This window comes from Streptomyces spongiae (assembly GCF_009377185.1).
Lineage (GTDB): Bacteria > Actinomycetota > Actinomycetes > Streptomycetales > Streptomycetaceae > Streptomyces > Streptomyces spongiae.
In genome coordinates this window covers 1-13,882 of the sequence record NZ_VJZC01000246.1, presented here as the reverse complement: position 1 = coordinate 13,882, position 13,882 = coordinate 1, and the positions used below count along the sequence as shown (strand labels likewise).

The window sequence follows — 13,882 nt, the reverse complement described above, 5'->3', positions numbered from 1 at the left end:
CCGCCCCACCCTGCCCGAGTACGTACGGCAGTTGTGGGCCCGCCGGCACTTCATCACGGCGTTCGCCACGGCCAAGCTCACCGCGCAGTACAGCCAGGCGAAGCTGGGCCAGATCTGGCAGGTGGCCAACCCGCTGCTCAACGCGGCGGTCTACTACTTCATCTTCGGCGTCCTGATGGGCACCAGCCGGGGCGTGCCGGACTACATCCCGTTCCTGGTGACCGGCGTCTTCGTGTGGACGTTCACCCAGAGCTCGATCATGGCGGGGACGCGGGCCATCTCCGGCAGCCTGGGACTCGTCCGCGCGCTGCACTTCCCGCGCGCCGCGCTCCCGGTGTCGTACGCGCTCCAGCAGCTCCAGCAGTTGCTGTTCTCGATGGCCGCCCTGGTCGTGATCCTGCTCGCCTTCGGGGTGCCGGTCAGCGCGTCCTGGCTGCTGATCGTGCCCGCGCTCACGCTCCAGTTCGTGTTCAACGCCGGTGTCGCGATGGTCATGGCCCGGATGGGTGCCAAGACCCCGGACATCTCCCAGCTGATGCCCTTCGTGCTGCGCACCTGGATGTACGTGTCGGGCGTGATGTGGAGCATCGACAGGGTGACCGACCGCCCGGGCATCCCGAACGTGGTCCACACCCTGCTGGCGTGCAACCCGGCCGCCGTCTACATCGACCTCATGCGGTTCGCGCTGATCGACAGCTTCCACGCGAGCCAGCTCCCCCACCACGTGTGGGCCGTCGCCGCAGGCTGGGCACTGCTCGCCGGCGTCGGCGGGTTCATCTACTTCTGGAAGGCTGAGGAGACGTACGGCCGTGGCTGACATCACCATCACCGGGGCTCGGGACACCGTTCAGGACGCGTCTTCCTTCGCTTCCGGCGAGCCCGTCCCCACCGTCATCGCGGACGGCGTCGACATCGTCTACCGGGTCAACGGCACGGGCGCGGGGCGCGGCAGCGCCACCGCCGCGCTCAACCGCATCCTGCGCCGCGAGAAGACCGAGAAGGCGTCGGGCGTGCGCAAGGTGCACGCCGTGAAGAACGTGTCCTTCACGGCGTACAAGGGCGAGGCCATCGGGCTCATCGGAACGAACGGTTCCGGCAAGTCCACGTTGCTGAAGGCCGTGGCCGGGCTGCTCCCCGTCGAGAACGGCCGCATCTACACCGACGGCCAGCCCTCACTCCTCGGCGTCAACGCGGCCCTGATGAACGACCTCACCGGCGAGCGCAACGTCTATCTCGGCGGCCTCGCGATGGGCATGTCCCGTGAGCAGGTCAAGGAGCGCTACCAGGAGATCGTCGACTTCTCCGGCATCAACGAGAAGGGCGACTTCATCACGCTGCCGATGCGGACGTACTCCTCCGGGATGGCGGCGCGGCTGCGGTTCTCCATCGCCGCGGCGAAGGACCATGACGTGCTGCTCATCGACGAGGCCCTCGCCACGGGGGATCGCTCCTTCCAGAAGCGCTCCGAGGATCGTATTCGTGAGATGCGGAAGCATGCGGGGACGGTGTTCCTGGTGAGCCACAACAACAAGTCGATCCGGGACACGTGTGATCGGGTGTTGTGGCTTGAGCGGGGGGAGCTCCGCATGGATGGGCCGACGGAGGAGGTTTTGCGGGAGTACGAGGATTTCACGGGTGGGAAGAAGTAGGGAACGCCTGAGAGCTCGAGGGGAACTGGCGTACGGCGGGTGCGGGTTGCTCGTGGCTTGTCGCGCAGTTCCCCGCGCCCCTTTCAACTCCCCCCTCGGCCTTGAAAGTCACCTCTCCAAGAACCCGAACAACTCCTCCCAGCGCCGCACGATCTCGTCCGTCGTGTAGCGCTGGATGTTGACGCGGGCCGTTTCGCCCATGCGGTCCCGTAGGTGCTTGTCCGACATCAACGTGTCGAGTCGGCGGGCGAGTTCGCCCGTGTTGCCGGGGGTGGCCAGCAGGCCGTCCTCGCCGTCGCGGACGATCTCGTGGACGCCGGGGGCGCAGTCGAAGGCCGCGCACGGGACGGCGGTGGCCATGGCCTCCATCAGGGCCAGGGGGAAGCCCTCGCCCCTGGAGGACTGGACGAAGACGGAGGCGCCGCGCAGGGCGCCGGGCACGTCGCTGGTACGGCCCCTCCACTCCACCGAGTCGTCGAGGCCCAGCTCGGTGCACTGCTTGCGCAGGATCTCCTCGTCCTCGCCGGAACCGTAGATCCGCAGGGTCCAGTCGGGGTGGCGCGGCGCGACCTCGGCCCAGGCGTCGAGGAGCATGTCGATGCCCTTCTGGTCGTGCAGCCGGCCGATGCTGACGACGGCCTTCTCGGTGCGCGGCGAGGGTTCTTCGGGTATGAACGGCAACGGATTCGGCATGAAGGAGGTGTTGTTGAGACCCTGGCCGATCCACAGGTCGGCGTCCTCTCGGGTGAGGACGAGCATGCGGTCGACATCCGCGTAGTGCTTCAGGACACGTCGGAAGCGCGAGGTCTTCTTGCTGTACTCGAACGCCTCGTGGCTCATCCCGATGACCTTGAGACCGGTCGTGTCGGCGAGCTTCACCCACTCCATCGCCCACACCTGCGTGACGATCACGATCCCGCCGGGGCGCGCGGCCCGGAAGAGCGAGGTGAGGAGGGTGGCCTTCTCGCGCATGCTCGCGTCCCGGGCGCGGCCGGGGCTCGGGGGCTGGCCGTCGTAGAGCGTCGTGGTCGGGTACGGGATGTCGCCCAGTTCCATGACGTCCTCGGGCGGCGTGATGCCGACGACGTGCACACGGTGCCCGCACTCGGTGAAGAGCCGGGCCATCTGGTGCGTCCAGGTGGCCACTCCGCCCAGCTCGTTGACGCTGTTGGCGACGAGGAAGACGTCCCTCGGAGGGTACGGGTACGGGTACGGGGTCACGCTCGCCTCCACTGAGCGAAGAACTGGTCGACGATGTTCTGGGCGGCATGCCCCTGGTCGTACTCACCGAAGTCGGCGACGAACCGCTCGCGGGCTCCGGAGTACTTGGCCGACTGCTCCTCCAGGGAGCCGAGCGCGGCGTACAGGTCGTCCTCGGTGCGGACGACGGGTCCGGGGGCCCGTTCCAGCAGGTCGAAGTAGGTGCCGCGGCCCTCGTGCACGTACTCCTCGTAGTCGTACGTGAAGAAGAACATCGGCCGGTCGAGGAGCGCGTAGTCGAACATCACGGACGAGTAGTCGGTGATCAGCCCGTCGGCCAGGGCCAGGAGGGGCGTCACGTCGTGGTGCGCGGAGACGTCGATGACGCGGTCCCGGACGGACGGCGGGAGCACGACGTGGTTGAGGTAGTGGGAGCGGACGAGGAGGACGTACCGGTCGCCGAAGGTGTCGGCGAAGCGCTCCACGTCGAAGGGCAGCTCGAAGCGGCGCTGCCCGCGCTGGCGGAAGGTGGGGGCGTACAGGAGGACCTTCTTGTCCTCGGGGATGCCCAACTCGGCGGCGACGGAGGGGCGTCCGGGCGTCTCCCGGGCTCGTACGAGTGCGTCGTTGCGCGGGTAGCCCACCCGCAGCAGCGTCTTCTCCTGGAGGCGGAAGGCGCGTGCGAGGGTGCGGACGTCGTGCTCGGAGCGGACCAGGAAGCGGTCGAAGCGGTCCAGGGTGCGCTGCTGTGCGGCCTGTTCGGCGCGGGAGCGGAGCTTCCACTCGGGCTCGTCGAAGCCCATCCGCTTGAGTGCGGAGCCGTGCCAGGTCTGGATGTACGTCGTCTCGGGGCGCTTGGTGAGCTTCAGCGGGTAGCTCTGGTTGTCGATCCAGAACGCGGCGCGGGCCAGTGCCTTCAGATACGGAACCGACCAGCGGCGCACCAGTAAGGCGTCCTTGGGGAAGCCCTCCGGCTTGTCCGCGTACGCCCACACGGCCTCGAACTCCAGACCCTGGCGGCGCATCTCCTCGTAGATGGCGCGGGGGCTGTCGCTGTACTGCCTGCCGAGGTGGCTCTCGAAGACGACCAGGCGCTTCTTCACGGGCAGCCGGCTGAACGCCTCGTGGTAGAGGCGGATCTTGGTGTTCCCGGAGGCGAGCGTCTTGCGCACCTTCTTGGCCTTGCGGTACCCGGACTTGGCGAGCCGCCCGGGGGCACCGTGGATGCCGCGCTCGACCAGGGCGTTGGCCTTCTTGTCGGGGACGAGCCGGAAGGCGAGGTGGCCGCGGGAGGAGATCTGCGGTTCGATGCGGTCGGCGACCAGCCGGGTGAGCCGGGGGCGCACGGGCAACTGCCCGGTGGCGAGGCCCGGTTCGGAGGCGGTGAGCCGCGTGGTGGTGCGCACGCCGTCGACGCCGAGGTGGAGCCGTACGTCCCACACGGCGTCCACGACGCCGACGGGCCGCAGCCCGCGCGCGAGGTCGGCGACCGCCTCCCAGGCGATGGTCTCGCCCTCGTGCCGCAGTTGGGCCACGGGGAAGCGGAAGACCTGGAAGCGGACGCCCTTGCGGCGGGCGGCGAACTCCAGTTCGCCGGTGAGGCGCGCACCGGGCGGGACGACACCGAGCGGGTTGGTGATGCGCCCGGCGAGGCGGACCGTACCGCCGGCGCCACCGTACGGGCCCTGGTACTCGGTCAGTTCGTTGCGCAGGAACAACTTCTCGACCGGCTTGGTGTGGTAGCCGAGCTCGGTGACGTCCAGGACATGGCGGGCGAAGTCCCCGTCGTCAGGGTCGTCGAGGTGCTCGGCGCACCAGTAGACCCGGCCGTCGCGCTCGACGAGCGGCGCGGAGACCTTGTTCCGGTTGGTGAGCGTGTCCACGGCGGGCAGCAGGTTGTCCCAGTCGCTCTTGCGCAGCAGATAGGCGCAGATGGCGTGGATCGGCTCGGTCTCGTCGTACGCGGCCGGGTCGATCGACTCCAGGTACTCCCGGGCGATCGCGGCGAACTCCTGCCGGTAGGCGGCGTCCCGGAACGGCAGGTCACGCAGGTGCAGCACGAGGTCGTGCTTGAGGAACTTGACGTCCTTGTGGAACTTCAGCTCCGCGACGCCCCGGTCGACGAGCAGTTGGTCGACCCGGCGGTGGATCTCCATGCGGTGGGTGAAGTTGGCGATCTCGGCGCGCCGGTTGCTGATCGACTTCGCGTCCGCCTTGTCGACGACGTTCCAGTCGTAGACCCGGTTGGGGATCAGGGTGATGCGGCGGGCGGCGGTGTACGCATGCGCCGAGAAGAGCAGGTCCTCGTAGTGGATGCCGACGGGGAACTCCAGGCCGTTCTCCAGCAGGAAGTCACGCCGGTAGCACTTGTTGGTCGACAGCGTGTCGAAGACCAGCAGGTCGGGCAGCTCGGAGACCGACTCCAGGGTGCGGGTGGTCGTGTACAGCCAGGGGTACCACTTGACCTCCTTGCCGTTGCGCGAATCCACGTGGACGCGGACACAGAGCCCGGAGACGAGGTCGGCGCCGGTGGTCTCGGCGGCCTCCAGCATGTTGCGACAGGCGTTGCGCTCCAGCACGTCGTCGCTGTCGAGGAACAGCACGTAGTCGCCGCGTGCCTGCTGGATACCGTGGTTGCGGGGGGCGCCGCAGCCGCCGCTGTTCTCGGGCAGCCGGTGGGCGTGGACGCGGCCGGGGTACTCGGCGGCGAGGCGCTGGGCCACGTCGTACGAGCCGTCCGTGCTCCGGTCGTCGACGATGACGACCTCCACGCCGCGCAGCGTCTGGTCCAGCACGGAGTGCACCGCCGTGGGCAGCCTGGTCTCGTCGTTGTAGACGATCACGACGACGGACATGGCGGGCACGGCGGCGGACGGTGTCGCGGGCTCCGGGGAGCTGCGTAGATCCACGTTCATCCCATTAATCGTAGACGTACCGGTTTGGCCCGACTACAGGACGTAGTCCACCTGCGAGCCACATGGGTAGATGTCATGGGAGCCGTGTGGGTTGCTTCGGGGTGGTTCGGGGCGCCCCGGAGGGGCGCCCCGAAAGGGGCGCGGGGAACTGCGCGAGCAACCACCACGAACCCGCAGCCGCGAAACCAACGCGCACCACCCCTACGGAGGCGCCCTTACGAATGCGTGCGCAGCAACGTCCGCATCGTGCGCATGGCCACCGACAGATTCGCCAGATCGAACGCGTCGGAGCTCTGGATCTCCTCCAGCGTCATACGCGCCCGGCTGAGGATCGGCGCGTTCTTCTGCTCCCAGCCCTTGAACCGCTGCTCGGGCGTGGCCTCGCCGTTGCCGACGGCCAGGACGTCGGCCGTGAGCGCCGCGTGGGCCGCGTAGAGGTCTTCACGGATCGCCGCGCGGGCCATGGACTGCCAGCGGTCGGCGCGCGGCAGCTCGATGATGCGGTCCATGAGCTGGGCGATACGGAGACGGTCGGCGAGGTCGTAGTACACCTCGGCGACCTCCATCGGCTGCCGGCCCATGCGGTCGGCCACCGCGACGATGTCGAGCGTCGGGAACGCGGAGGAGAACCCGGCGACCCGCGTGGCGAGCTCGTCGGGGACGCCCGCGTCCGTCAGCTCGTCGTGGATCTTCTGGTACCACTCCAGGTCGGCGCCCCGCAGCAGCTTGGGCAGCTCGGCCCAGACACGCTCCACGCCGTCCTTGAAGAACGCGATGGTCTCGGTGAGCTCCAGCGGCTGCGGCCGGTTGTTGAGCAGCCAGCGCGTGCCGCGCTCCACCAGTCGGCGGGAGTGCAGGCGGATACGGGTCTGGACGGCGGCGTCGACCTTGTTGTCCAGCGCCTCCACGGCGTCCCACACCGCGCTGGAGTTGAAGATCGCGCGGGCCGCGGTCTGCGCCCTGACGATCTCCTCCAGCGAGGCTCCGGTCTCCTCCCGCAGACGGTGCAGGAAGCTCGTACCGCCCGTGTTGACGGTGTCGTTGACCAGGACGGTCGTGACGATCTCGCGGCGCAGCGGGTGGCTGTCGATGTTCTCGGGGAACTGTTCGCGCAGCTCGGTCGGGAAGTACGCGTACAGCAGGCCGAGCAGGTACGGGTCGTCGGGCAGCGAGGTGTGCAGCAGCTCCTCGGCGACCGTGATCTTCGTGTAGGCGAGAAGGACGGCCGTCTCCGGGCCCGTGAGCCCGTGCCCGGCGCTGAGCCGCTCGCGGATCTGGCGGTCGGTGGGCAGGAACTCCAGCGCCCGGTCGAGGTGGCCCTCGCGCACCAGGTGGCGCATGAAGCGCTGCTGGGCGTGGAGCATGTCCTTGGACTGGGCGAGTGCGTTGGCGATGGCCGTGTTCTGCGCGTAGTTGTTGCGCAGCACCAGGTGGCCGACCTCGTCGGTCATCTCGGCGAGCAGCTTGTTGCGCTGCTTGACGGTCATGTCGCCCTCGGCGACCAGACCGTTGAGCAGGATCTTGATGTTCACCTCGTGGTCGGAGGTGTCCACGCCCGCGCTGTTGTCGATGGCGTCGGTGTTCATCTTCCCGCCGCGCTGCGCGAACTCGATCCGGCCGAGCTGGGTCAGACCGAGGTTGCCGCCCTCGCCGACGACCTGGACCCTGAGGTCGCCGCCGTCGACGCGGATGGCGTCGTTGGCCTTGTCGCCGACGTCGGCGTGCGTCTCGGTGGACGCCTTGACGTACGTACCGATGCCGCCGTTCCACAGCAGGTCGACCGGCGCCTGAAGGATCGCCTTCATCAGGTCGGCCGGGGTCATCTTGGCGACCTTGCCCTCGATGCCGAGGGCCTCGCGGATGTGGCTGTTGACCGGGATCGCCTTGGCGGTGCGCGGGAACACGCCGCCACCGGCGGAGATCAGCTCGGTGTCGTAGTCCTCCCAGGAGGAGCGCTGCAGCTCGAAGACGCGGCGGCGCTCGGCGTACGAGGTGGCCGCGTCCGGAGTCGGGTCGATGAAGATGTGCCGGTGGTCGAAGGCGGCGACCAAGCGGATGTGCTCGCTCAGCAGCATGCCGTTGCCGAACACGTCACCGGACATGTCACCGATGCCGACGACCGTGAAGTCCTCGGCCTGCGTGTCCACGCCCAGCTCCCGGAAGTGCCGCTTCACGGACTCCCAGGCACCGCGGGCGGTGATGCCCATGCCCTTGTGGTCGTAGCCGGCGCTGCCGCCCGACGCGAACGCGTCACCGAGCCAGAAGTTGTACGACTGGGCCACCTCGTTGGCGATGTCCGAGAACGTCGCCGTGCCCTTGTCGGCGGCGACCACCAGATAGGTGTCGTCCTCGTCGTGCCGTACGACGTCGGCGGGCGGTACGACCTCGCCGGCCACCATGTTGTCGGTGATGTCGAGCAGTGCGGAGATGAAGGTCTTGTAGCTCCTGATCCCCTCCGCCATCCAGGCGTCGCGGTCCACGGACGGGTCCGGGAGCTGCTTGGCGACGAAGCCGCCCTTGGCGCCGACGGGCACGATGACGGTGTTCTTCACCATCTGTGCCTTGACCAGGCCGAGGATCTCGGTGCGGAAGTCCTCACGCCGGTCGGACCAGCGCAGACCACCGCGCGCGACCTTGCCGAACCTGAGGTGCACGCCCTCCACCCGCGGCGAGTACACCCAGATCTCGAACGCCGGACGGGGCGCCGGGAGGTCCGGGATGGCCTGCGGGTCGAACTTCATGGACACGTACTCGTGCCACTTCCCGCCGAGCGCCTCCTGGAAGAAGTTGGTCCGCAGGGTCGCCTTGATGACGGTCAGGAAGGACCGCAGGATCCGGTCCTCGTCGAGGCTGGCCACCTGGTCGAGGGCGCTGTCCAGCTCCTCGAACAGCGCGTCGACGAGTTCGAGCCCGGCCCGCTGCCGCTCCGGCGCCATCCGCGCCTCGAACAGGTTCACGAGCAACCGGGTCGTGTGGACGTTGTTGCGGAGGGTGTCCTCCATGTAGTCCTGGCTGAAGGTGGAGCCGGCCTGCCGCAGGTACTTCGCGTAGGCCCGCAGCACCATGGCCTCGCGCCAGGTGAGCCCGGCGCTCAGCACGAGCGAGTTGAAGCCGTCGTTCTCGGCCTGCCCGGTCCAGGTCGCCGCGAAGGCCTCCTGGAACCGCTCGCGCGCGTCGTCGCCCAGGATGCCGCTGTCGATCAGGGCCTTGGGAAGGCGCAGCCCGAAGTCGTAGATCCAGGCGTTCGTACGGTCCGTGCAGCGCAGCTCGTACGGCCGCTCGTCGACGACCTCGACGCCGAGCCGGTTGAGGACGGGCAGCACCGCGGAGAGGGAGACGGACTCGCCCCGGCGGTAGATCTTGAACCGCCGCTCACCGGGTCCGGCGCCCACGGGCTCGTACAGGCTGAGCGCGAAGTCCTTGCCGCCCTTCTCGCCGTCGCCGAGCTTTTCGAGGTGGACGAGGTCGGCGACCGCCGCACCCGGCCTGTGGTCCGCCTTGTACCCCTCGGGGAAGGCGTTGCCGTACCGGCGCAGCAGCTCGGCGGCTCGCTCCTCGCCGAGTTCGGCGTTCAGCGCCTCGGAGAAGCCGTCGGACCAGGAGCGCGCGGCCTCCACCAGCCGGTCCTGGATACGGTCCTTGTCGGCGTCGCTGAGCTCGGGCAGCTCGGTGCCCTGCGGGACGCGGACCACGAAGTGCAGCCGGGAGAGGATCGACTCGGTGTTCCAGGCCGTGAAGTCGACGCTGGTGCCGCCAAGCTCCTCCTTGAGGATGTCGATGATCCGCAGCCGCACGCCGGTCGTGTACCGGTCGCGCGGAAGGTAGACGAGGGCGGAGTAGTAGCGCCCGTACTCGTCCTGGCGCAGGTAGAGCCGCAGCTTGCGCCGCTCCTGCAAGTAGAGAACGGACGTGACGATGGACTGCAGCTCGTCGACGGGTGTCTGGAACAGCTCGTCGCGCGGGTACGTCTCCAGGATCTGCAGCAGGTCGCGCCCGTCGTGGCTGTTGGGCGAGAACCCGGCGCGCCCCAGGACCTCCTCGACCTTGCGGCGGATGACGGGGACACGGCGGACGGACTCCGTGTACGCGGCGGACGAGAAGAGCCCGAGGAAGCGCCGCTCCCCGACCACGTTCCCCTGCTCGTCGAACTTCTTCACACCCACGTAGTCGAGGTAGCTCGGCCGGTGGACGGTCGCGCGGCTGTTGGCCTTGGTGAGGACGAGGAGCTTGTGCTCACGGGCCTTGGCGCGGGCGTCGGCGGGCAGCCGCTCGAAGGAGGGGCTGACGGGGTGACTCTCCTCGACCTGGTGGTGCGGGTCGGAGCGCAGGATGCCGAGCCCGGTCCCCGGGACGGCGGCCAGTGAGTCGTCCTTCCGCAGCTCGTACTCCCGGAACCCGAGGAAGGTGAAGTGGTCGTCCGACAGCCAGCGCAGCAGCTCGCGGGCCTCCTCGACCTCGTCGCCCCGCAGGTCGTCCGCGGTGGGCTCGGCGGGCAGCTCGTCGGCGATGCGGATCGACGCGTCGCGCATCTTCTCCCAGTCCTCGACGGCTTCCCGCACGTCGGACAGGACCCGCAGCAGATCATTGGTGATCTGCTTGAGATCGGCCCGATCGGTCTCACGGTCGATCTCGACGTGGATCCACGACTCGATGTGCGCGTCGTGCGGCAGCTCACCTGCGGCCGGGGCGGTGAGCACCTCGATGAGCTTGCCGGTGACGTCACGCCGCACGACGACCTGCGGGTGGACGACGACGTGGATACCGCGACCCTGCCGCGACAGCTCATTGGTCACGGAGTCCACGAGGAAGGGCATGTCGTCGGTCACGACCTCGACGACGGAGTGGCTGCAGGTCCAGCCGTTCTCCTCGACGGTCGGGGTGTGGACCCGCACGTTGGCCGTGCCCTGGGGGCGGTTCTCGGCCAGCCGGTAGTGGGAGAAGGCGGCTCCGATGAGGTCGACCGGGTCGCGGTCGGCAAGGTCCTCCGGGGCGGTGTGCAGGTAGTAGCGCTGGAGGAACGCGAGCACGGTTTCGCGGTCCGCGGTGCTCGAGGTGCCGGGGCTGCCCTCCCCCGTCGTCCCGGTGGGTAGGTGCCCCCCGACCGGGCTGTTCTCAGCTACCCGAGCGGCCCTCTCCAGCAACTCGGCCTTGGCTTCGTCCAGCTTGGTCTGCATTGTCCTCTGGCTCCTGTCGCGCGCCGTTGCGTGACGTAGAAGGAAGTTCGGTCTCTTCCCTGCCGACGTGACGCCGTGACGCGGGGTGTCCGGTCTGATCCGACGCTATGTCGCGGGGTGAGACGGGCGAGGGGTTATCGGCCATTTTCGGCGCCCACAAAGGGTGTGACACTGCTCTCGGTGCGCCCAGACCCATGGATGCCGTCGGCGTCCTGGAGGACCTCCCGGCCTCCTCCCGCCCGCAAGGACCAGCGACCGCCGCCCGGTCACGGCTGTCGACCGTGCTCTCCGGGCGCAGGGCAGGGACGACGAGGCCCCCGCGAAATATCGCGCTGATCACGCCACAAGGCTATCGCTCCGGACGGGGGCCCCGTCATGAGCCGTATGTGTACAAAACCGGGGCCAGAAGTTTGACGTTCTGCACAGAGTCGCTGCCACAGAACCCCGCACGCGGCGGAGGGGGACCCTTCATTTGAGGACAAGCCCGTTCAGACCGATAGTGGGGGTCTGGGGGCGCAGCCCCCGGGGCAGTCACCCACGCTCTGGGTGCCCTGTGGCTGGCGCACACCCTTGGCAAGGCCTCGACCCCGAGGCACGTTGCCCATGACGCCCGGCAGAGGGCGCACACCACGGCTGAGGGGAGCGCAGAGACATGTCAGCCAAGATCTTGATCGTCACCGGCGACGCGGCGGAGTCACTGGAAGTCCTGTACCCGTACCAGCGCCTCCGCGAGGAGGGCTACGACGTCCACATCGCGGCCCCCGCCCGCAAGAAGCTCCAGTTCGTCGTCCACGACTTCGAACCCGGCTTCGACACGTACACCGAGAAGCCCGGCTACACCTGGCCCGCCGACCTCGCCTTCTCCGAGGTCGACCCGGGCCAGTACGTCGCCCTCGTCATCCCGGGCGGCCGCGCTCCGGAGTACCTCCGCAACGACCTCGAACTCCGCAAGATCCTCAAGTCCTTCTTCGACACGGACAAACCGGTCGCCCAGATCTGCCACGGCCCGTTGCTGACCGCCGCCGTGGACAGCCTGCGCGGCCGCCGCGTCACGGCGTACCCGGCGCTGGAGCTGGACATGCAGGCGGCTGGCGCCACGTTCCAGGACGCGGAGGCCGTGGTCGACGGCACCCTCGTCTCGTCCCGCGCCTGGCCGGACCACTCCAGCTGGATGCGCGAGTTCCTCACGATCCTGCGGGCCAAGGCGCCCGTGACCTGACGTGAGCTGACCTGGGAGGCGGCGCGCGGAGTACGGAGTGCGGAGTACGGAACTCCGGGCCTACGGCCGCTCACCCGGCAGCGGTCAGGCCCGCCAGGCCCGCCAGGCCCGTCAGGCCCGTCAGGCCGCCAACCGTTCGGCCTCCGCGACCGCCTCCTCCAGGGTGTCCACAACAGGCACGCCCACCACCTCGAGGCTGGCGCGGCTGTGAGAGCCCCCGGTGTAGAGCACCGCCCGCGCGCCCACGTGCCGCGCGGCCACCGCGTCGTCGGCCGCGTCCCCGATCACCACCACCCGGGCGGGCTCCACACCGGTGAGCGAGCCCAGGTGCCGGACCATGTGCTCGGCCTTGCTGCCACCGGACGGCCCGGTCCGCCCGTCGACTCGCATGAAGTGCGGCTCGATCCCGAACCCCCGCACCAGCGGCACCAGCTCCTCGTGCCCGTACATGCTGAGGATCGACTGGCTGCGCCCCGCCGACTGCCAGTTCGCGAGCAGTGTCGGCACACCCTCGGTCAGCCCGCAGGCCGTGCGGTGTTCCAGGTAGTACCGGTGGAAGATCTCGTCCATGATCTCCCACTCCTCGTCCGTCGGCAGCCGCCCTATCAGCCGCTCGTAGAACTTCGGCACCGGCACGCAGTACAACGCCCGGTACCGCTCCAGTGTGAGCGGCTCGATGCCCAGCTCGGCGAATGCCGCGTTCGTCGCCCCGATGATCGCCTCGTTGTCGTGGAACAGGGTCCCGTTCCAGTCCCAGACGATGTGCGCTGCTCCGTGCTTCCCCATACCAAGAACGTACCCGGCACGACTGACAACGCACCGTGACCACCCACCGCACGCCGGTGCCTGGCCACCTCGCGCCGGGTCAGTCCCCCAGCCCCACCAGGTTGGGAATCTCCTGCGTCGCGAACCACAGCAGCTCGTGGTCTTCGGCGCCGTCGACGATGAACTGGGCGTCGTCGTCCCCCTGATCGGCCGCACCCAGCGCATCCGTGGCGGCGGCGACGTCGGTCTCGGCGTCGTCGGAGTCGACGTGCACGGCCGCCGCCTTGGCCAGCGGGACCGGACCGGCGACCCGTACCTCCCCGAGCGCCAGGGGGTCGAGCCCCCGGTCGGGGTCGGCCACGGCGGCCCCGTCGGCGACGTCGACGGCGACGACGACTCGCCGCCGGGCCACTCCCGGTTCCACGGCGAGGAGCCGCAGCGAGGCGAGGGCGGCGCGGTTGAGGGCCGCGTACTCGAGCTCTTCGATGTCGTCGGAGAGATACCACTCGCGCAGCGCGGGTGTGACGGCGTACGCGAAGAACGGCCCCTCTCCCAACGCACCCGTCTTGTACGCCTCGGCGAGACCGGGAAGGGTCAGGGGGACGTAGACGCGCATGACGAGCCGCTTTCGTAGTCGGGAAGGGTCACCGGTGAGTCACCCCAGGATACGTGCGGGTGTCCCCCATCGAGTCCCCACCCGCGTTGTCCACGGCGTCCACCCGCCGCTCCCGCGTCACCCGGTACACCCCAGCGCCCCCAAGGGATCCGCCCCTCCGGATCACACTGATAGGTGAAGATTCCGGCCGCCCGGCGCCGGGCCCGCCTTCGTTGCGGCGACCTCCCGCGGCCCCGTACAAGATCCCCAACCACGAAGTTACCGACCGGTATCCCCTGGGCGGTCGGTTCACGGAACGGGGACCCCCCAATGAACAAGGTCATGACCCTCTCTCTTACACACAT

The 13,882-nt window shown here is 69.0% G+C and carries 8 protein-coding genes; 3 read left to right on the top strand and 5 right to left on the bottom strand.

Going from position 1 to position 13,882, the window contains the following annotated elements:
• Window positions 1-817, top strand: an 817-nt coding sequence (locus FNH08_RS27860; protein WP_152774291.1) for an ABC transporter permease, incomplete at its 5' end; no start/stop codon positions are given.
• Between the two features lies 1 nt (window position 818).
• A complete protein-coding gene (locus FNH08_RS27855; protein ID WP_407704468.1) occupies window positions 819-1,649 on the top strand; it encodes an ABC transporter ATP-binding protein in 831 nt (276 codons plus the stop codon).
• A 108-nt stretch (window positions 1,650-1,757) separates the two neighbouring features.
• Here FNH08_RS27855 and FNH08_RS27850 read toward each other — a convergent pair whose 3' ends face one another.
• The 3 genes from FNH08_RS27850 to FNH08_RS27840 all read right to left on the bottom strand — a co-directional run bounded on the left by FNH08_RS27850 (window position 1,758) and on the right by FNH08_RS27840 (window position 10,938).
• Window positions 1,758-2,870 (bottom strand): glycosyltransferase, encoded by a 1,113-nt coding sequence (locus tag FNH08_RS27850; protein WP_322725553.1) that lies wholly within the window; start codon window positions 2,868-2,870, stop codon window positions 1,758-1,760.
• Window positions 2,867-5,764, bottom strand: coding sequence for a bifunctional glycosyltransferase/CDP-glycerol:glycerophosphate glycerophosphotransferase (locus FNH08_RS27845; RefSeq protein WP_152774289.1), 2,898 nt, complete (start codon window positions 5,762-5,764; stop codon window positions 2,867-2,869). Before FNH08_RS27845 ends, FNH08_RS27850 begins: the two co-directional genes overlap by 4 nt.
• 215 nt (window positions 5,765-5,979) lie before the next feature.
• Window positions 5,980-10,938 (bottom strand): NAD-glutamate dehydrogenase, encoded by a 4,959-nt coding sequence (locus FNH08_RS27840; RefSeq protein ID WP_152774288.1) that lies wholly within the window; start codon window positions 10,936-10,938, stop codon window positions 5,980-5,982.
• A gap of 652 nt (window positions 10,939-11,590) precedes the next feature.
• On the opposite strand from FNH08_RS27840, the gene FNH08_RS27835 reads away from it, so the two are divergent.
• Window positions 11,591-12,157, top strand: a complete 567-nt coding sequence (locus FNH08_RS27835; RefSeq protein WP_152774287.1) for a DJ-1/PfpI family protein — start codon at window positions 11,591-11,593, stop codon at window positions 12,155-12,157.
• 120 nt (window positions 12,158-12,277) lie between these two features.
• On the opposite strand, the gene FNH08_RS27830 is transcribed toward FNH08_RS27835, so the two are convergent.
• The gene (locus FNH08_RS27830; protein WP_152774286.1) at window positions 12,278-12,943 is read right to left on the bottom strand and encodes an HAD family hydrolase; all 666 of its coding nucleotides are present in this window, start codon (window positions 12,941-12,943) and stop codon (window positions 12,278-12,280) included.
• Between the two features lie 79 nt (window positions 12,944-13,022).
• Complete coding sequence (locus tag FNH08_RS27825) at window positions 13,023-13,538, bottom strand: DUF6912 family protein (protein ID WP_152774285.1); 516 nt, start codon at window positions 13,536-13,538, stop codon at window positions 13,023-13,025.
• Window positions 13,539-13,882 lie beyond the last annotated feature (344 nt).